This is a genomic window from [Limnothrix rosea] IAM M-220 (genome assembly GCF_001904615.1).
Taxonomy (GTDB): Bacteria; Cyanobacteriota; Cyanobacteriia; order Cyanobacteriales; family MRBY01; genus MRBY01.
Genome location: NZ_MRBY01000001.1, coordinates 156,127 through 175,313, shown reverse-complemented (window position 1 = coordinate 175,313; position 19,187 = coordinate 156,127). Strand labels below are relative to the sequence as shown.

The 19,187-nt window shown below is 44.5% G+C and carries 23 protein-coding genes and 1 tRNA gene; 10 read left to right on the top strand and 14 right to left on the bottom strand.

What is annotated here, in order from left to right; translation table 11 throughout:
- Positions 1–84: 84 nt before the first annotated feature.
- The 6 genes from NIES208_RS01315 to purM all read right to left on the bottom strand — a co-directional run bounded on the left by NIES208_RS01315 (position 85) and on the right by purM (position 4,141).
- Positions 85–684, bottom strand: coding sequence for a superoxide dismutase (locus tag NIES208_RS01315; protein WP_075888907.1), 600 nt, complete (start codon positions 682–684; stop codon positions 85–87).
- Positions 685–1,199: 515 nt separating this feature from the next.
- Positions 1,200–1,272 (bottom strand) — tRNA-Ala (locus tag NIES208_RS01310).
- 67 nt (positions 1,273–1,339) lie between these two features.
- Entirely contained in the window at positions 1,340–1,996 is a 657-nt protein-coding gene (gene nblB, locus NIES208_RS01305; RefSeq protein WP_075888905.1) for a phycobilisome degradation protein NblB, read from the bottom strand.
- A 28-nt stretch (positions 1,997–2,024) separates the two neighbouring features.
- Positions 2,025–2,489 carry a CBS domain-containing protein gene (locus NIES208_RS01300; RefSeq protein ID WP_075888943.1) on the bottom strand — a complete coding sequence of 155 codons (465 nt, stop codon included), beginning with the start codon at positions 2,487–2,489 and terminating at the stop codon, positions 2,025–2,027.
- Between the two features lie 88 nt (positions 2,490–2,577).
- Positions 2,578–3,027 (bottom strand): beta-carboxysome assembly chaperone CcmS, encoded by a 450-nt coding sequence (gene ccmS, locus NIES208_RS01295; protein ID WP_075888903.1) that lies wholly within the window; start codon positions 3,025–3,027, stop codon positions 2,578–2,580.
- Between the two features lie 88 nt (positions 3,028–3,115).
- Complete coding sequence (gene purM, locus NIES208_RS01290) at positions 3,116–4,141, bottom strand: phosphoribosylformylglycinamidine cyclo-ligase (protein WP_075888901.1); 1,026 nt, start codon at positions 4,139–4,141, stop codon at positions 3,116–3,118.
- A 354-nt stretch (positions 4,142–4,495) separates the two neighbouring features.
- Here purM and NIES208_RS19565 point away from each other — a divergent pair, with 354 nt between their 5' ends.
- Both NIES208_RS19565 and NIES208_RS01280 read left to right on the top strand, forming a co-directional pair.
- Positions 4,496–5,326, top strand: a complete 831-nt coding sequence (locus NIES208_RS19565; RefSeq protein ID WP_282956254.1) for a septal ring lytic transglycosylase RlpA family protein — start codon at positions 4,496–4,498, stop codon at positions 5,324–5,326.
- A 20-nt stretch (positions 5,327–5,346) separates the two neighbouring features.
- Positions 5,347–6,861, top strand: a complete 1,515-nt coding sequence (locus tag NIES208_RS01280; RefSeq protein WP_075888899.1) for a bifunctional pantoate--beta-alanine ligase/(d)CMP kinase — start codon at positions 5,347–5,349, stop codon at positions 6,859–6,861.
- 381 nt (positions 6,862–7,242) lie between these two features.
- On the opposite strand, the gene NIES208_RS01275 is transcribed toward NIES208_RS01280, so the two are convergent.
- Positions 7,243–7,758, bottom strand: coding sequence for a DoxX family protein (locus tag NIES208_RS01275; RefSeq protein ID WP_075888897.1), 516 nt, complete (start codon positions 7,756–7,758; stop codon positions 7,243–7,245).
- 446 nt (positions 7,759–8,204) lie between these two features.
- Between NIES208_RS01275 and petE the strand changes: the two genes are divergently transcribed.
- The 3 genes from petE to NIES208_RS01260 all read left to right on the top strand — a co-directional run bounded on the left by petE (position 8,205) and on the right by NIES208_RS01260 (position 9,829).
- The gene (petE, locus tag NIES208_RS01270) at positions 8,205–8,609 is read left to right on the top strand and encodes a plastocyanin (RefSeq protein WP_075888895.1); all 405 of its coding nucleotides are present in this window, start codon (positions 8,205–8,207) and stop codon (positions 8,607–8,609) included.
- A 386-nt stretch (positions 8,610–8,995) separates the two neighbouring features.
- Positions 8,996–9,301 carry a hypothetical protein gene (locus NIES208_RS01265; RefSeq protein ID WP_075888893.1) on the top strand — a complete coding sequence of 102 codons (306 nt, stop codon included), beginning with the start codon at positions 8,996–8,998 and terminating at the stop codon, positions 9,299–9,301.
- A gap of 150 nt (positions 9,302–9,451) precedes the next feature.
- A complete protein-coding gene (locus NIES208_RS01260) occupies positions 9,452–9,829 on the top strand; it encodes a VOC family protein (protein WP_075888939.1) in 378 nt (125 codons plus the stop codon).
- Here the strand turns inward: NIES208_RS01260 and NIES208_RS01255 are convergent.
- Complete coding sequence (locus NIES208_RS01255; protein WP_075888891.1) at positions 9,805–10,737, bottom strand: TIGR04168 family protein; 933 nt, start codon at positions 10,735–10,737, stop codon at positions 9,805–9,807. The genes NIES208_RS01260 and NIES208_RS01255 overlap by 25 nt on opposite strands.
- A gap of 14 nt (positions 10,738–10,751) precedes the next feature.
- On the bottom strand, positions 10,752–11,507 hold the full coding sequence (locus NIES208_RS01250; RefSeq protein ID WP_075888889.1) for a DUF1995 family protein: 756 nt from the start codon (positions 11,505–11,507) through the stop codon (positions 10,752–10,754).
- A 173-nt stretch (positions 11,508–11,680) separates the two neighbouring features.
- On the opposite strand from NIES208_RS01250, the gene NIES208_RS01245 reads away from it, so the two are divergent.
- Positions 11,681–12,193 carry a GNAT family N-acetyltransferase gene (locus NIES208_RS01245; RefSeq protein ID WP_075888887.1) on the top strand — a complete coding sequence of 171 codons (513 nt, stop codon included), beginning with the start codon at positions 11,681–11,683 and terminating at the stop codon, positions 12,191–12,193.
- Between the two features lie 315 nt (positions 12,194–12,508).
- Here NIES208_RS01245 and NIES208_RS01240 read toward each other — a convergent pair whose 3' ends face one another.
- The 5 genes from NIES208_RS01240 to cruF all read right to left on the bottom strand — a co-directional run bounded on the left by NIES208_RS01240 (position 12,509) and on the right by cruF (position 16,762).
- The gene (locus NIES208_RS01240) at positions 12,509–13,132 is read right to left on the bottom strand and encodes a hypothetical protein (RefSeq protein WP_075888885.1); all 624 of its coding nucleotides are present in this window, start codon (positions 13,130–13,132) and stop codon (positions 12,509–12,511) included.
- 29 nt (positions 13,133–13,161) lie between these two features.
- Complete coding sequence (locus tag NIES208_RS01235; RefSeq protein WP_075888883.1) at positions 13,162–13,695, bottom strand: hypothetical protein; 534 nt, start codon at positions 13,693–13,695, stop codon at positions 13,162–13,164.
- A 203-nt stretch (positions 13,696–13,898) separates the two neighbouring features.
- Complete coding sequence (locus NIES208_RS01230) at positions 13,899–14,438, bottom strand: hypothetical protein (RefSeq protein ID WP_075888881.1); 540 nt, start codon at positions 14,436–14,438, stop codon at positions 13,899–13,901.
- 114 nt (positions 14,439–14,552) lie between these two features.
- Positions 14,553–15,755, bottom strand: coding sequence for a 2'-O-glycosyltransferase CruG (gene cruG / locus NIES208_RS01225; protein WP_075888879.1), 1,203 nt, complete (start codon positions 15,753–15,755; stop codon positions 14,553–14,555).
- Between the two features lie 92 nt (positions 15,756–15,847).
- Positions 15,848–16,762, bottom strand: a complete 915-nt coding sequence (cruF, locus tag NIES208_RS01220; protein WP_075888877.1) for a gamma-carotene 1'-hydroxylase CruF — start codon at positions 16,760–16,762, stop codon at positions 15,848–15,850.
- Between the two features lie 241 nt (positions 16,763–17,003).
- Here cruF and NIES208_RS18785 point away from each other — a divergent pair, with 241 nt between their 5' ends.
- The 4 genes from NIES208_RS18785 to NIES208_RS01210 all read left to right on the top strand — a co-directional run bounded on the left by NIES208_RS18785 (position 17,004) and on the right by NIES208_RS01210 (position 19,057).
- Complete coding sequence (locus NIES208_RS18785; protein ID WP_171971686.1) at positions 17,004–17,147, top strand: hypothetical protein; 144 nt, start codon at positions 17,004–17,006, stop codon at positions 17,145–17,147.
- Between the two features lie 181 nt (positions 17,148–17,328).
- Positions 17,329–17,991: a response regulator transcription factor gene (locus NIES208_RS01215; protein ID WP_075888875.1), complete on the top strand. Its 663-nt coding sequence runs from the start codon at positions 17,329–17,331 to the stop codon at positions 17,989–17,991.
- Positions 17,992–18,012: 21 nt separating this feature from the next.
- Positions 18,013–18,210 carry a hypothetical protein gene (locus NIES208_RS18435; RefSeq protein WP_139324948.1) on the top strand — a complete coding sequence of 66 codons (198 nt, stop codon included), beginning with the start codon at positions 18,013–18,015 and terminating at the stop codon, positions 18,208–18,210.
- Between the two features lie 154 nt (positions 18,211–18,364).
- Positions 18,365–19,057: a GUN4 domain-containing protein gene (locus tag NIES208_RS01210; protein WP_075888873.1), complete on the top strand. Its 693-nt coding sequence runs from the start codon at positions 18,365–18,367 to the stop codon at positions 19,055–19,057.
- The last annotated feature ends 130 nt before the right edge of the window (positions 19,058–19,187 follow it).

Genomic DNA, 19,187 nt, shown 5'->3' with positions numbered 1-19,187 from the left:
CAAATTAATTGGCATCTAATTTACTAAGGATGTGATGCACTAGGATAACTTCACAAAAGCAACCAACACATCAGATCAACAGCTTTACGCCGCAGCAAGATTCGCCGCAACAAAGTCCCAATTAACCAACTCAGTCAAGAATGTGGAGATGTAGTCGGGGCGCTTATTTTGGTAATCAAGATAATAAGCATGTTCCCAAACATCCATCGTCAACAGAGGAGTTTGCCCCTCAGTCATGGGGTTACCAGCGTTAAGAGTCTTCGTTACTTTGAGCGTACCATTGTCAAGCACGAGCCATGCCCAGCCACTACCGAACTGGGTTCCGCCAGCTGCTTTAAACTCTTCGACAAACTTGTCAAAGCTGCCAAAGTCCGCATTAATCTTGTCTGCGAGCGCACCAGTAGGCTGACCGCCACCACCAGCTTTCATGCAGTTCCAATAGAAACTGTGGTTCCAAGCTTGAGCAGCATTGTTGAATAAACCTGACTTAGCGGGATCTTTGGCGATCGCCTTGATCACATCTTCAATGCTCTTGCCATCCAAATCAGTGCCTTCTACCGCTGCGTTGTACTTAGCAACGTAGCCAGCGTGGTGCTTGTCGTGGTGGAACTCAAGAGTGCTTTTGGAAATGTGAGGCTCAAGAGCTGTATAGTCGTACGGCAATGCAGGAAGTTCGTATCCCATAGTGATATTTCCTCGTGGTGTGTTCAAAATACTCCAGAGTTCCATATCTCAGGATGATTCTGAAGTAAGAGTTGTTCATAAAACTAAACACTTTGAATCTTAACATGAAGCGCTGGTCCTGTTGGTTGACGCTCTCCCACTAACCGCAAAGCGGTATGGCTTTTGAGATTTCTGTGTCACAGACCCTTAACTAGAAGATGTAATTCACATGCGGTATTCGTCGCCAGACCGTCTCACCGGGTATTTTGGTTTTACATCCACGACGCGCCCCATCGCAGATGGAAATATTCAGTTTTGGCTTATGGCCGTTTTCGGTTGTCATTCGGTTGGTCAGTATCTAAATCGTTTCCTGAGCCGCCTGTGGGTGTAGCAACCTTTATTATTTTCGGCGTTTGAGCCGTTGATTCAATCGTATCAAACTTGTTCCCTTCGGTCACGCTCTGCTTCACCCCCCTAACCTCCGGTAACCTGAGTTCGGTTTAAGAAAGGTATGGATTATGTGGGTGAATTGTTAATGGAGCTAAGCGGATTCGAACCGCTGACTTTCACAATGCCATTGTGACACTCTACCAGCTGAGTTATAGCCCCGAATGTGCAATATATATTGCCGCAATTATTTCGGTGTTGTCAAGGTGAAATATGTTTGCAAGGTGTTTTATTGGAGATGATGTTTGGCTTCATCGGCAACGGCGGCTTGTTCGTCGGTTGCGAGTTGTTCGAGGTAGGGTTTCACTTCGTCGCCACCAATCCGGCCAAAAGCTTGGGCAACGCGATAGCGGGTTTGCCAGTCAGCATCTTTGATGAAGGGGATTAGTAGTTCTATGGCGCGGCGATCGCCTAAATCTCCGAGGGCACTAATGGCGCTGGTGCGAACCAGTTCTGTTTCGGATTCGAGGGCTTCTTTAAGTAAATCAAAGGCTTTGGGCTCTCCCAGCTCGCCGATCGCCGCCACGATACTAAATTGCAACAACCACTCATTGGTAGAACGATATGCCGCTTCGAGATCAGGATAGGCTTCTTTGATCTTTAGTCCGGCGATCGCATCGGCCGCAGCCGCTTTAACATCAATCTCAGGGTCGTTGCTGAGGGCATCCCGCAATAAAGCTAAAGCTTCATTCTCAAAACCCACACCAACAGCATCCATCTGACTCACGGCCGCATAGCGCACCCGCGCTTCTTTATCTTTGAGAAGCGGCTGAATCAGAGGAAAAGCATCCTTCGGCTCAAAGACCCGCAACTTATTGAGACCAGAAATGCGATCGCCAAACACTTCGGAGCTGAGGAGCTTTTGAACAGAATCAATAGAAGACATAGATGAATTTCACCGAATTTTGGTCAGATTAGGACGCTTGAGCCATTGCCCGAATAATATCACCTTGGGTAATAATCCCTAATACCTTCCGACTTCCCGACTCAAGGACAGGCAAGCGTCCGACATGTTTTTCGTGCATCAAATGAGCGGCATCCCGCACCATCTTATCGGGTGTGATGGTTACAACTTTATCGCTCATCACTTCGCCGACAGTTTGTCCTAGAGCTTTATGGATTTCTTTATCGTGTTTTGCTGGATTTTGGAGATAGATCACACTGTCGAGGAGCATAATATAAGGCGGCGTATCCACCCCTGTTTCCTGCCAAGTCAGATCCCCTTCCGAGATAATGCCGACCAATTTCATATGGTCATCAACGACGGGTAGACCACTGACTTTGCGATCAACCAAAATCTGAATTGCTTCAGAAAGAGGCGTATTTTTTTTTACGACAACAGGCTCAGCCGTCATTATTTCGGCAACGGTTTTCGTAATCATGAAGCCTTCCTAGGAGATTTTGAGGGATATCTTGTCTTAATTGTAAGAAAATCACCTGTTATTACCCATTTTTCGTAGCAGATCGTTACTTCGTCGCAGATCCAAGCTGAATGGTGTCCGCCATAATGGTTTCTAGGTCAGCGATTAATTTATCGAGGTTATCACCATAGGTTTGGAAACATTCTTCAGGGCTTTGCTCTGCTTCAAAATAAATGAGTTTTACTTGGCCCCCGCCGACACAAAGAATCACTGTTTCTTTATCGGGATTTGTGCCGTTAATAATGCCGAGAATTTCTTGAATGCGTCCACCAACGCGCTTGTTTAGGGTTTGTAGAGCCTCTGGCGAGCAGGGAATAAAGTGGGGTTTTGGCTGGAGATCAATGCCTAAAATTGTGCCGTCGTTTTGCCATTCCTGCTGTAGTCCCCAGGTGAGGGCGGCCAATTGGGGTTGGTAGTCTTGGACAAACCAGTCAACGTGCGATCGCCACTTTTCTTGGGGTTGCGGTGCTTGGTTATCAAAGGGAGAAGAAAACATATTGCTTGCGACTAAATTTCTGTTGACTAAACATTAAAATACGGCTGGATTCAGACCTTATCTCGAAAATTTTTCACAACAACTCGACCTAGGTCAAACCGAGTACTTCTCCTTGTCCGGACACCACTTCACCCACTTTAAAGCAGGTCATATCTTGGGACTGGAACCAAGCTAAACTTTCATCGGCGATCGCCGCAGGCACAATCACAACGTAACCAACCCCCATATTGAAAGTGTCCCACATTGCCGCAGAGGGGACATCTCCAGCGTTTTGGAGCCATTGAAAAACGGCAGGAATTTCCCAAGCACTCGTCTCGATTTGCATAGACTGATCGGCCTTAAGACAACGGGGTAAATTTTCGGGTAAACCGCCGCCAGTAATGTGAGCCATGGCGTGGATATCGAGGCCTGATTTTAATGCTGCCTGAATGACTTTGACGTAAATCTGCGTTGGGGTCAAAAATACTTCACCCAAAGTTTTACCGCCAAATTCTGAAGGAGTAGCGCTCCAATCAAGGCCATTCATTTCAATAATTTTGCGGACAAGGGAAAAACCGTTGCTATGCACACCGCTACTACCTAGGGCGATCGCCACATCTCCCACTTCAACTTTTGAACCATCGAGAATTTGATCTTTTTCCACGATGCCCACACAGAAGCCCGCAACATCATATTCCCCCTTTTGGTAAAAACCCGGCATTTCCGCCGTTTCACCACCGAGCAAGGCACAGCCACTTTGTTTACAGCCTTCGACAACACCCTGCACAACATTCGCTAACTGCTGTGGTTCTAATTTGCCCGTTGCTAAATAATCCAAGAAAAACAGCGGCTCCGCACCAGCCGTCAAAATATCGTTAACGCACATTGCCACTAGATCGATCCCAACCGTGTGATGGCGATCTGTTTGGTGGGCAATTTTTAGTTTTGTACCGACACCATCTGTTCCAGAAATCAAAACTGGCTGTCGATAACCTGCCGGAATTTCAAAGCAGCCCCCAAAGCCTCCGAGTCCACCGAGCACGCCGGGACGGTATGTGCTTTCGACATTATCCTTGATGGTTTTGACGAAAGAACGCCCTGCTTCAATATCTACTCCTGCTTGTTGGTAGTCCATGCGATAAAGATTGGTTATTAGTTTACAGTGAACAATTCCGTAGGTACGGGCATGCCAGACAGCTGATTTTACCGTGCTTTAACCTTTATTGACTGTCTATGCTTTGGCTTTGTTGAGTTAAATTTTTTGTGACGTATACGGATGTTGCGTAGAAAAAGCCTGTGATACTCTGAGTCGGCTTAAGAAATGTAACGAAATCACATCGTTTTTTTCTGGGTGGGACTCGGCTATTTTTTAGTACGGGTCTTGATGCCACAGGGTCATTACCTGTTTCTTCGGAAAAAATGACGTTGCTGGTAGTTGAACTCAATTACTTTTTGGATGTCTTTTAAACGAAAACCTCTTTTTCTATTTTTGGCGACCTTTGCCACTGTTATTACTATTCCTTTTGCTTCTAGTTTGACCTCTGCTAATGCAGATAATGGCGGCACAGAGATTGCCCGGACTCAAACTCTCGATACGGATCAGGCTTTAGATTCCCTCGCTACAATTTTTTCCTATCCTTTTGAAGGACGGACTGCAACGACTCTCTACATTAACCGTTTGCCGGTTCTGACCTTCCGCGATCCTAGTGACCTCCCGGGGACTGAAACTGAGGCGATCGCCACTGTGGTTTCTTCTAAGATTAATCAACTGGCTGAGGCTCCTGATTTTGATGCGGCCAAGCTTGCTGTGCAATGGAAATCTGAAAATCAGTACGCCCTCGTCTATGGCGAAGATGTGGTTGTCAAGGTTGATGAAAATGTCACCCTCGCTGATAGCACGAACAATCGTGAGCAAGATGCCCTAATTGCGGCAAACCGTTTGCGTCGTTTACTTGGGGATGCAGAACCAATCACGGAGATTATTGGCAAACCTGAGCCTAAAGTTGTTGAGCCTGTTCTCAAAGTTGTGCGTTCTTTTACAGGCCATGCGTCTTGGTATGGGCCGGGCTTCCACGGTCGTCGCACAGCTAATGGTGAACGTTTTAATCAGTATGCGATGACTGCGGCGCACAAAACATTGCCCTTCGGCACCAGAGTGCGTGTGACAAATATGCGTAATGGCAAATCTGTGATTGTCCGCATTAATGATCGTGGTCCTTTCATCCGTGGTCGGGAAATTGATTTGTCTAAGGGTTCTGCCCAGCAAATTGGTTTGATGTCTTCTGGTGTGGGAAATGTCAAACTAGAGATTCTTCGGTAATCTAAGGCGCGACATAACCCATGATTTTGGTTAAAACCCTTGCTGGCTTGCAGGCTGCTTTGGCGGCGATCGCCCCGGAAAAAGAAGTTGGCTTTGTGCCGACGATGGGGGCTTTGCATGCAGGGCACGGTAGTCTTATTCGTCGGGCAAGGGTTGAAACTAATTTTGTGGTGGTTAGCATTTTCGTTAACCCCCTCCAATTTGGTGAAAATGAAGATCTTGATCAATATCCCCGCACCCTAGAAGGCGATCGCCACTTTTGCGAAAGCTTGGGTGTGGATTTGATTTTTGCGCCCTCCGTTGACGAAATTTATGGTCAGGCAGAATCGGTAGAAATTGTGCCGCCTAATTCCATGACCCACACCCTTTGCGGCAAATATCGTCCGGGTCACTTCGTTGGTGTAGCGACAATTGTTGTAAAGCTTCTGCAACTGGTGCGTCCAACTATTGCCTACTTTGGCGAAAAAGATGCGCAGCAATTAGCCATCATTAAACGACTGGCCACAGACTTATATTTACCTGTCAAAATTCAAGGCTGCCCCATCGTGCGGGAGGAATCTGGCCTCGCCCTCAGTTCTCGAAATCAGTATCTAAGTGACGCAGAAAAAATTCAAGCTCTAGGTTTGTCCCAAGCGTTAGCCGCTGCCCACCAACTTTTTAAAACAGGGGAACGGGAGGGCGAAAAATTGTTGGCGATCGCCCATCAAACCCTCAAAAAATGTCCTGAGGTGAAACTGCAATATATCGAACTCGTGCATCCCGAAACCTTACAGCCCCTCACAACAGTGACAGAATCTGGTTTACTGGCTATTGCCGCCCATGTCGGAGCAACTCGTCTCATTGATAATGTCATGCTGAATTCTCGCCAACCGATTATTGCAATTGATGGCCCCGCTGGCGCTGGGAAATCAACAGTTACCCGCCGCGTTGCCGATGAACTGGGCTTACTCTTTCTTGATACAGGCGCAATGTATCGGGCGATCGCCTGGCTCGTTTTAGAAAACAAGCTTGATCCAAAAGATGAAATTGCCGTTGCTGAACTCGTTAGCGGCGCGACTGTCGAATTAAAGCCCTCTGAAGACCCAGAAAAACCGACTACTGTTCTGGTAAACGGCCATGATGTAACCACGGCGATTCGTACACCAACTGTAACAGCACAAGTCTCAGTCGTCGCCGCTCAAGCCGCTGTGCGAGAAGCATTGGTCAAACAACAGCAAAATATGGGCAAACAAGGAGGCATTGTCGCTGAGGGGCGGGATATCGGTACTCACGTTTTTCCTGATGCTGAAGTAAAAATCTTTTTAACCGCAACGCCTGCAGAACGTGCCCGTCGCCGAGCCAAAGATCTCGAAGCCCAAGGTGAAACAGTCGACCTCGCAAAATTAGAAACTGACATCACAGAGCGCGATCGCCTCGACAGTACCCGCAAAATTGCCCCCCTTGTAAAAGCCGCTGATGCAGTTGAAATCGTGACTGATGGCATGACCATTGAACAGGTGGTCGAAAAAATTACGGCAATGCATAAAACCCTGTAACTATTAGCCGAAAAGAAATAGCTAAGGCCATTAAAGTTAAGACATCCGATAGACCTTAAAGCCCTTCCCTGTAAAGGTTTAACAGGTCAAACCCTTACTAATCTTGCCGACGACGACTAGATCTAAATAAGCACCGATTTTTATAGACAAAAAAGAACCCCACAGGATTCTGTGGGGTTAAAAAATTTGGATTAATGGTATTCACATTGACTCAAAACGTTTCAGGCGATCGCCTCATCATGGGTCGGTATAATTAAAACCATCAAAGTTAAGATATCAGATAAACTTCAAAACCTTATCCTGTAGGGGTTTAACATGTTAAACCCCCACCAATCTTGCCGACTATGACTATAATCCCTAAAAAATTCACATCACCGCAAACTATTTAGCGACAGTTTCAGCTTGGTAGTTTTTCTCTAATACATCTCGCTGAGCTTCATCAACAACATCGCCAGTTAGGGCTTTTGCAATCAACGCATCGATGGAAATTACACCTGCACCATTGACAGTGAAAAAGAGGAAGCAAGATGCATAAATCGCCGACAATTCAAGGTAAGGAATACTCAGTCCAGCTACCGAAATGTGGTGGTACATCGCCACGAGCATTGTCGAAAAAAGACCAAATGCAGCGGGACGAGTCAACAAACCAAGAGCAACGAGGGGCGCACCTAAAAGCTCCGTGAAAGCCGCTACATAACTGAAGAAAATGGGGAAAGGCAAGCCAATATATTCAACATAAGCCGCCGCAAAACCTTCAATATCAGACAGCTTATCGAGGCCATTGTGCACCATAAAAATGCCGACAGTAACTCGGAAAACAGTCCACGCAATTTGAGACTTGATATCAGCTTCTAGGGTCGGCTTAAAAACCGCCGTAAGGGTATTTTTAAAATTCATAAGAAAAAATAAGTGAGATGGATGACTGCGCACTGAGGCAAAAAGAGGTCAAACAATCTGCTATTTTTCTTTTCTGCCCCAGAACCTATGGGTTCCATAGACCTAAACAAATTGTAACGAAATACAAAGTTTGTTTGCCAGCGATCGCCCCAAAATAATTGCCAAAACTGACCGTTTATGCTGAGTAGAAATTAATAATGTTATATTTTCCCCACACAAAATCCCCTTTTACCTTGCTGAAAGCAGATCGGGAAAGCCAGTTAACTAAAGCTTTAGAGGGATTTCTTTGTCTGTATTCAAACCTTGAAGAGGGAATTTGGCGATCGCCGCAACATCATTTCGCAAACTAACTACCAATGATCTAAGGACAACAAGAAAAATATTGACAAAAGTTCTTGCTATAGTAAATAAAAGTAAATTCGACGTAATATTTTCTCAGGATGACCATGAAACGACTCTCTCTCCTCGGCAAGCGACTAGCCATGATGGTTGCCGCAGTAGCTTGCATTTTCGGGCTATTTTCCCCCACAGCATTAGCCGAAGATCACATTATCAAAATGGGTGCAGATAACGGTATGCTCGCCTTTCAACCGGCTCAACTTAGCGTTAAAGCTGGTGACACTATCACTTGGGTTAACAATAAGGTGTTTCCCCACAATGTTGTTTTTGACGCGAACAGCAATCCCGGTGGCGCTGAATTAGCAGAAAGTCTTTCCCAGCCTAAGCTCATGATGACACCCAATCAAGAGTATGCCATCACTATTCCCGCTGATGCTCCAGCCGGTGATTACTCCTACTATTGTCAACCCCACCGTGGCGCTGGCATGGTCGGCAAAATTACTGTTCAGTAAAGCAATGGGCGACTGAACGAAACCTAAAATTAAATCTTTCAATTAAGCTGGATGCCTAAAAGTAATGGGGTTTCCAGCTTTTTTTATTTTCTACCAAATTTCTTGGATAGCTTTAAATAGGCCTTGAAAATATATCTTGCAATATCTGCTTAATGAACCGATAGTGGCGGGGCTAACCGATTAAAAACTGGTGGCGATCGCCGAGCTGGAGTCAAACACTTTACTTTAAAAATATCAGCCTATCTTCGTAATTATAAACAATTAGAATTAAGCCTTTATCGCTTTAGGTTATGTACTCCTAGCAAAGATAACTATTCTGAAGCAATACTCGCGATCGCCATTAGGAGTTCTAACGTTGAAGAAAGAGCTTTAGAGTTCAATGGATTATGGCTGAACATCAATTTTCTTCGACCCAAGGTAGCAGCGCAGCATTCGAACAAGAGGCTCTCGCCCGTTTTCGTAAAGTCTTACTGATTTTGCCTGACGCTTGCCGACTACACCGAGAAGTTTGGGATCAATCCACTGTTCTTTGCCTGGATTTCCAAGATTGTCCCGACGAATTAAGCAGCGTTAAGAAACAAGCTTTCATGATTCTAATGGGAGCAGATCATTTAGGACTAGCACAGGCGATTTCGTTTCGGATTGGTAATAAAATTAAAGGCTGGTCGAATTTTGCGGCAACCGATGCTTAATAGCTACAGTGTTGTATGCGATTGTTGCTAAGAACATTGGGGATGGGGTCAAGAAGCTTTTAAAATGAGCCTAAATAAATCACAAAAACAAAAAAGGCTAACGACAAAATGACCCACAAGAGTGTCGAGATTAGCGCAGATATTGCAGATATTAAAATTACCCGCTGTCTGCATGTGGCGATTTTGGTGTCGGACAGAGCACGCTCGGAAAAATTTTACGATCAACTTTTGCAACTACCCAAGGTGCCACGACCTTTTAATTACGCAGGTATTTGGTATCAACTTGGTGATACCCAGTTTCATTTAATTGAAGATCCAAATTTTACTGCGCCCATTCAAAATCCTGAAAAAATTGGCCGCAATCCCCACGTTGCTTTTGGTGTCAAAGATCTGCAAGTGGTGCGATCGCAGTTAGAAGCCCAAGGTTGTATTTATCAAATGAGCGCGTCGGGTCGGCAGGCGCTATTTTTGCAAGATCCTGATGGTAATGTTATTGAAATCACTCAGGAGGAAGCGAGTTCGAGCTGATGACAATCCCAGAGGGTTTGGCGTTCTTGGGTTCCTTGATTTGGGTTCACCCAGACTAGTTCTGATTTTTTTGGTCTGCCTTCGCTGAGGGTCACGACAGAAAAGGCATGGTGGCGATCGCCGTTTGGATATTGTTTGAGGCGCGGCACTTGGGCAGCATTGACGTAGAGGGTTTGGTCTTGGCATTTGACGCGGGTGCGTAGTCGATCTTTGCGGTGACGCAGGGTGTAGTGCATATGCCCGAAGGTGACGAAAGCAATATTTTTGCCGAGTTTTTTTGTGGCGGCGATCGCCTGTGCAAAGTCTGGATCCCCAAAATCACCACCAAGGGGATTCCAGTCGCGACCACACATATCTTCTGGTTCTACACCTAAACCTGTGGGGCCATTATGTCCGAGGAAAATTAGGTTATCGCATTGGGCAGATTGTACGTGACGCATCATCAGGGCAAGGGATTCCTCGAAACTATTGACCCCAAAACGCTCGCTCAGAAATCGCTTATTTTTCCATTTTTCACCACCCCAACTGAACGGACGACTGCCGATAATGGACAAATTTAAACTGGGGAAATCAAGGCAACCATAACCGACATGGTGATCTCCGAGTAGATCAAGTTGCAACTGAACACGGTCTTCTAGGGCATGGTCGTAGGGGGCTTTTTTGCGACCCCAATCGGAGGCGGTATACCAGGCATCATGGTTCCCGAAAATAGCGGCTTTCGGTAGGGGCAAGGCGGCAATTTGTGCCACAAGATCGACAGCTTCGTTGCCAAAGTCCCCGACAAATAACACGCAATCTACAGCTAAAAGTTCGAGGGCACGGCGATCGCCCAATTCATCCCATTGGTCATGGATATCCCCGACGATGGCGATTTTCAGTTCAGATTTAGGAGAAGAATGCTCAGACATCAGAAATTGCAGAGTTAGTTACTGAGGGCTTTGAGGAAACTTTGCAGTTCACCAAGAATGCCACGCTTTTTAATTTTGGTATTTGTTTCACCTTCTGCACCATCTTCCGGTGCAACGGCGGCTAATAGTAAACGGTCTAAATATTCACCGAGGGGTTTAGTCGCTTCTGTGGCGATCAGTTCATATTCTCCTTCTTCTTCTTTTTCTAGGTACACCTCCCAACCTGAGGGGAAAGAACGCCACACCATAGCGCCTTCGTAGGGACGAATGTAATAGGCGCTTTCTAGGGTACTAATAAAACGCTCCCGCAGTTGCCGCGCCGCATAGCCAATGCCCACAATGGACACATCTTCCAATTGGGGAATCAACATAATTACTGGGCGATCGCCAGCGAGATTACAGAGTTTTTCCACCTGAGCAACTTCCACCGACGACGGACAAACCACAATAAAAATTTGATCCGCGTCGTTAATCTTGTATTCCACAGGGCTACGGGAAGAGCCAATGTCCGTGACGTTAAATTCAATGTCACCCCAATCCCGTTTTGCCAAAGCTGCTGCTCCCGTATCCGGAAACAACACCCGCAGGCCAGAACCATATTCCTCAACGAAAAGCTGGGAAAAATTCCACGCTAAGCTTTGTGCTTTTAGGGCAATTTCTGGAAAACAAAGCTCCACCAGCACGCGACCACATCCAGCTTCCAAACTAGTGAGCGTGGCAGTTTTTGCCTGTTCTAGGGTTTCTTCAAAGGACTTTGGGAGATTCGACATAATCAACGGCACACAAGACAACTTGGAATTTAATACTTCTAGTTATTATCAAACTAGGCTGTCGGCTTCGTCAAAACTATGGTGCTCGTTTTTTCTATTGGCGGCGATCGCCTTGAGATTATGACTTTGCAAATCTCACTCAATTACTATTAAAAAGAAACGGAGAAATCACTGTGAATGTCCCCCTAGAAACAGAACGACTGCTCATCCGAAGATTTGAAACAGCAGACTTACCGCATTTTTTGAGCTTTATGTTGAATGAGAACTCGACGCGATATTTGATGTTTGAGCCAGACCAAAAAACAGAAGCCGGGGCGATCGCCCTATTTAATTTTGTCTACGAAGCCTATGGCACAGCCGAGCCGATTCACTCCTATGGGATCGCCACCAAAGAAAACAATCAATACGTCGGCTCTTGTGGCTACGCACCTTACACAGAGGGCATTTTAGAATGCTATTACAGTATTAATGAAGCCCATCAAAATCAAGGTATTGCGACGGAAGCCCTACGAGGATTAGTCGCCGAACTCGCAAAAAAAGCGGAAGTAAGAGCCTATTGTCATCCAGAAAATTACTCAGCCCACGCCGTTGCGAAAAAAGCAGGATTTTTATCCCAAGGGCTGCATCGGCATCAGCATTTTAAACAAGAAGGAGAGTTATTTATTTTTCCTCGCCAACCTCAATAAAGCAGACTTCTTATATGAACGGCATGAATAAAAAAGGGTGGAATTAGAACAACGAAGAAACTCAAGAAGTATATCACGAAGAATTAGAAGAGCTGTCACCACCAAACTTTCGTCGTAGCTGTAGTGTCAATTTGCAAACTTTCCACACCGTTGAGGACAAATTAAAATCCTTTATTCAGCATAAGATCAATTACTGCTGACCCTTAAACATTGGTGAGAGTACCGCACTCAATTTCATAGCTTGTATCTATTTCGAACAAATAACACTCACTATTGATGCATGTAAAAAATCTACTGAATTTATCAAGTCTTAGTTCAAAAAATATTCACGTACTCTTCAAGGCTAGTTTTTTCTAATAACTTCCTAGCTTTATTAAGTCCATAGACTGTCTTCAAAAATGAACCTAACCAAGTAGTATTAACCCTGCCTATTCCTTCAGAGTTAATACATTCTTGAAACAGACCTAAGTAATCTAATATCTGTCTATCAATATCTGGGAATTTTCGCGAGAAATCATCGATAAACTGTTCACATCCTGCTAATACACCATATTTTTCAAATGTGTATAGTAACGCCCATTTTCCTTGAGGTGAATAAATAACATTCTCAAGTTGATAAGCCATTCCAGAAGAATCTATATCAGCAGATAAATAAGCAGATATTTTATCAAAAGGAATTTCCCAATTCTTAGTAACAGATGTGTCAGTACTAACAATGTTAACAATAGATAAATACAGACTTGAATCTCCCAAGTTTGAGGCAGAGTCGATAAGAGCATTAATAAGTTCTAGATTGGGGGGAAAATATTTATATATGAGCTTCACCTTCTCAACATTGCTCCCAAAAATAGGAGCGTGGGAATTTGTGTCTAAGAAAATTTTCATTAACTCAGGTTTTGCTCTCCGACGATATTCTTCCTCTGTTAAAGTAAACATCATATTCTCTTAATTGTGTTCAAGAATACTCACTAGCAACTAGTTGTAGATACAGGGCAGAAAAGAGGTTTAGTATATGGGAACTTGACTTCTCGGACTTGGTCAAAAGTTTGACCGTTAAGTGTCCTTGTATAGTGATTGAGGATATCTATTGTTGGTTCTGTCTGTGGGGATGAACCATACTCCCTTAAATTTGTAGTACCTACACCTTTTAGTCTAGCAGTATAAATAAAGCCTGCACTAGGTGAGTATATAGGAGGAGATATGGTAGATACTTGAGCAATGTTGCTAAACTCAAGCCACGCTAACGTGTACGCTGCATAATGATCAGGGGATGGAATTTTATAATAGCGAACAGTGTTGTTGTACCTAAAAGTGAAGTTATAAAGTAAGTTATCAAGCTGAGTGCTCGCCGCGATTAAGTATGAACCGTCTGGAGCTTCAATCTCATAAATAGGGAATGAAAAATTTTCATTTTTGGCGACACCAGCAGCAATATTTCCGAATAGTAATCCTGTAAGTAATGCCGTTCCAAAAGCTAATGTGTGTTTGAAATTGAACTTCATACAGATATCGAGTAGATGTTTAAATGTTTACTTCAAAATGAGAATCCCTAGAAGCTGTAATCATTTAGGCTTCAAGGCTAATCACAGCAGGCAATTGAGTTTGTTCTTGAAAACACTGAAACCATTGCTGCTATTAAGAGGCTTCACTCTTTAATTGACGACACACTCTAAAGCATTAAATTAAAGTGCTTAAAATGCAGAAGTCACTTTTCAATGAATTCAATTTGGTTGACCTCTTCAAACCCAAGAATTTGATGATCTTTTAATCGCAATACCCCAACAGTCCTTTGCTTCTTTCCATTATTTTCTTTTCTCAACTTTAGAGCGATAGTTCCACCATTCGGGAGTGCTGCTTTAAATCCTTGAGGAGCAGTGATATCAGGGGCAGATCTTGGAACATCACCATCATACTTAAACGATTTTTTGTCTGCAATCAGAAAAAACTCTCGGATAGCAGTATTAGCAGCTACTCGACGACGATATTGATCAGGCATATCGTCGGGAAGAGAAATCACCACTTGTCTGATAGGCTTAGCCTTTGTAGCCTCTGATGCTTCGAAGAGGTCTGCAAGTTCTTCTAAACCTTGACGAGTTCCTATAGGACTTTCAGTTGTGGGAGGTGACATACTGATAATTGGCTCGGAATTTGCTGTTTGAGCATATCCACTTTCTTTGACAGTAAAGAATATAGAAATACCTAAACCGGCAATAAAACCACAAGTTATCAAGCGAGAAATATGCATCGCTTTTGAACCTCAGCTATTAAAATATTGATTGGTAGTTATATTAAAGGTTTTACTTAGAAATTTCTACCACTAAATCATGTTATTAGATTAGACCTATCGCATAAACGGGATTTAAGTCTGATGATAATTCCTTCCGCGCCATGCAATTGATTTTGTATTGGCTGACAGGAAAATCCGCAGTACAGCAAGGGGATCCGCAAAAGGCGATAGCCAAAATAATAAAGAATTTTTGTTTGGATAACGGCTGCGATCATAAGACCCGGCGATCGCCAAGAGCATCGCAAACCTCACAACCAATAATCCGGCATTTAAACCCAATAGACTCGTAAAAAAGAGTCCATGTGTGCCCCAATGCTCAAGACCCAAAAATAATAAAGTAAATGGCAACGGCAATCCTTGCACCATAATCAGTAGCCAAAGTTGTCCCAACAGTTCTGATTTAGACGTGGCATCCTTTAGATCCAGCGATCGCCCCCACTCATCCCAAGTTTCTTTGAGACCCTCATACATGCGGACTTTAATTACCTTTGCCCCATCGAGGAAACCAACTCGATAACCCGCCTTTGCAATATTTCTCGCTAACGTCACATCATCACAAAAAGAACTAGCCGCCGAACTGTAGCCGCCAACTTTTTCTAAAACTTCGCGGCGACAGAGAAAACATTGACCATTGGCCATCACCGAATCCTGATCAGGATTGCGAATTCCCGCCACATCAAAGCGAAATAGCAACGTCATCAGTAGAGCAGGCTGTAACCACCACTCCCCCGGATACTGCAAAATAAATTGCGGCGAGAGGGTAACCAGATCAAAATTTTCTTCCTCAGCAGCCTGGAGCAAACTCGCAATCATGCCCCGTTGCGGCTCCGTATCTGCGTCAATGCCAAGAAACCATTTACTTTCAGGCGAACTTTTCTCAAAACCCCAATTTAACGCCCAAGGTCTTCCCACCCAACCCTCTGGCAATGGGTCATCGGTTAATAGCCGAAAACGAGGATCTATCTTAGCCATCGCTAAAACTTTGTCCTGAGTGCCATCGGTCGAATTACTGTCAACGACCAAAATTTCTCGCACTTCATAGCTCTGCTGACCTAATCCATCAAGGCAAGGCTGAATGCGTTCTGCTTCATTTAATGTCGGTACAACGACGGTCACAGAGGCAAGATTATCAGAATTGGACGGTTTAGGCGTTAGGGGAGGACGGCGTACAGCACCTTTCGCAAACCGCGACAAAACAATGATGGCGGCACTACCTTGTAACACCAAGAAAAACAGCGAAATCCCACCGACAAATTCTGCACTAAACCAATCCATACGAATGAATGCCCTTCTGAATCAATGTTTCAAATAAAAATGAATACAAAAAACCCCCAAAACAACAGTTGGGGGAAAATTTTTTTTAATAATTAGCGACCTGCCGTGATAGGCATCTTGTCCGTAGGAAGGTTGCCATCAATGGCGGGAATCGTAACAGCTTGATCACTTGCCTTAGGAATGCTGAAATACAGCGCAACTACGGGAAATAAACCAAGGACAAACCCGAGGGGCAAAGGCCCAAAAATGCCACCACCAAGACTCATCACTGTGGCAAAGACAAAGTTGCTGAGATACATCGCAAAGGGCAAAAACAGTTGTTCGCGGGAAAATTCCATTTTTTCTTTCCCCCAAAATAAGCTGGCAATACCCATAAAGATTGCCCCTGTGCCGAACCAGCCAGTGAAGTTTTCGTAGGGCATACCAAAGAAGGGACCAACAACTTCCCATTCCCAAAAAGGTACAGAAGTTTGGCTCATACCGGGATCCAAAACGAAATCCCAAGAGGTGAGCAATAACGCACCGAGGGCGATCGCCGCGAGGGAATAAACAAAACGGGGCAAATTATATTTCTGCAGACCCACCCGCGCAATGAGAAAACTACTAAAACCGAGATAAAACCACGACAGCGGAATCGTAAACGGCACAAGCCCAGCAATCTTATAGCCCAAACCCGTAGTGTAGTGATAATCCCCGAAAGGGAAACCCGTACTTGTACCCATCAGCTCCGCAGAAACAGAGACGAGCAATGCGGGCACTAGAAAAACAAACAATTTTGCAGGGCCGAGTAGTCGGTAACCATACAGAGCGATGGCCAACATCCCCAAAACCATGTACACGACACCGCCATTTGCCATCGATAAGCGAAACGCTAATTTGCCAAACTCAGGCAAACTAGCAACGAAGCCGGGATGGGGTAAAACGAGGAGTAAACCCGCTAAACCAAATACCATTGAAATAACATGACCCCACAATAGATATTCTTCCGGTTTGAGACTTTTGTTCATAACAGACGATGACCTCCTAGCATTCCCGTGGCGCGTTGGCTTGAGACCAAGGGCAAATTAATATTCCCCTTAGTTTACAAAAAAATGTAAATAAATCTGTATTTTTATTGCATATTCAGCGAGATAAAGTGTGAAAACATGGTCTGTTACTCACATTGGTGGTTTTAAATTCCCCAGATCCCAAGACCCAATAATGATGCTTTGCTAGGTCAGCTCAAGATCAGCAAAATGGCTGACTAGGTTGAGTCGACAGACAAAAAACCATGAACCTAGGCTGTTATGCGTAACGAAAACGGCATTAACCCTCTTGTATGTTGTGTATTATCTTGGGCGCGAGGCGATCGCCATTCGCCGCGGCATAGCCGAAAAGCCGCTGATGATGTAACTTTACTTTGTATTTTGGGCAAAAAAACCGGGAAATTATCACTTTAAGTAGTTTTCCTGATGCAATTTTCAGATTTTTGAATAAAAGCTATTAAGCTGTAGAAGGGTAATGCCCAAATTACGAAAAGTTACTTTCTTTCCTGCTCATACTCTCATCGCAACTTACCGAACATGATTACGCCATGAAACGAGTTTTGGTCGTGGATGACGACCCTATCCTACGCAAAATATTGCAAAATTTCCTAACCCAATGCGGTTATCAGGTGGAAATGGCAGTTTCTGGAGACATGGCTCTGCAAATTTGGGAAAAATACCAACCTGATGTCATTGTCTCTGATGTCAATATGCCCGCCATGAATGGACTAGAGTTTTGCCAGCGTCTCCGGGCAATGCCGTCAGGGCAACTGGTTCCTTTCATATTTCTTTCTGGTCAAGACGAGCTTGAGGATCGCTTAAAGGGTCACTCTTCTGGTGGCGATGACTATTTAACGAAGCCCTTTGAGATGCAGGAGTTGCTAGCGAAGATTGAACGGCAGCTAGAGCGCACCCAACAGATCCATGCTGAAATTTTGCGGTTAGTAGATTCTGTGAATATCCAAGAGGCCAAATCAACGGAGCCAGAGCCGGAACCTTTACCCCTTACTCCAGCGGAAATTCGTGTTTTTTGGGAAGTCGTACAGGGTTTAACCAATAAGCAGATTAGTGAAAATTTATTTATTAGTCCCCGTACGGTACAAACTCACTTGAGTAATATTTTAGGTAAGTTACAGCTGGACAACCGCGCCCAGTTAGTAAGATTTGCCTATGAGAAAGGTTATCAAGCACCGGATCCCAAAGAAAAGTAGTGCCACCCTAGCGGCGGCAAGGTGAAGACGAGAAATGGCGATCGCCACATCACAATCGTTTCTATGCCTCGTCCTCCCCATAAAAGCCCCTCCAATGCCTTTGGCGATCGCCGTAACGCACTGGCGATCACACTGGAGAAACATCACAGCACTATTCTGAATTATGTCAACCCAAGGGCAACAATTGGCCTGATCAAAAAGATTTTTAAAGAACCATAAATATTTCTCCTAGTTTCCTGTGATAGTCTGGTTTGATAGTGACTTGCATCGATTTCAGCAGTTAAAGAAGGAGCGTCTCATTTTTCCATGGGCGCGCCGCTAAAAGCATCCCGATTATTAAGCACTGAACTGACCTTACGGAGAAACGATTTGTATGGAGGCAACTAGCGATTTACTGCAAGATTTTTCAGCATTAACTGCCAAAAAGCAGCTTGCGGAAATTCCTGCGCTAGTTAATCAAGGCGAGCTGGGCTTTAAGTGTTTGCGGGAATACTTATTATCTCAAGAAGACAAAGAACCAACGCCAGTGACAGGACGCATTATTCAGGTTCTAAATCAGCACCAAACCTCTGATAATTTATTGTTTCTGCAACAGGAATTTCCAGAAGGTGTGGTGGAGCTCACTTCCACTAGGGGGGTTGATTACCAAGAAATCCAAGATAAATTGATCGAAGAGGATTTTCTTGAGGCGGATCTACTCACAGTTCGGAAAATGTGGGAGCTAGCTGGCGAGTCTGCGGTTAAGCGTAAATGGCTCTATTTCACTGAAGTGGAGCGTTTTCCTGCCCATGATCTTTATATGATTGATTTGCTCTGGCGTGTTTATTCTGGGGGCAAATTTGGTTTTTCTGTGCAGCGTAAAATTTGGCTGTCCCTCGGTAAAAATTTCAACTCTCTCTGGGATAAAATCGCTTGGCGTAATGGTCGTTCTTTTGCTCGATATCCGAAAGAGTTTACGTGGAGTTTGGATGCGCCCCAAGGGCATTTGCCGACGACAAATCAGTTGCGCGGCACAAAGGTGATTTTGGCTTTGTTCCAACATCCGGCTTGGCAAAAGAAGGATTAATTTTGGTTGTATGGTCTTTTCAATGAAGTCTGAAACGCGGGATCCCCCTAAATCCCCCTTTGTAAGGGGGACTTGAGATTTTTGCTTGTTTCATAATTTTCTGGCATGACCATAACTCACGGATTGCAAT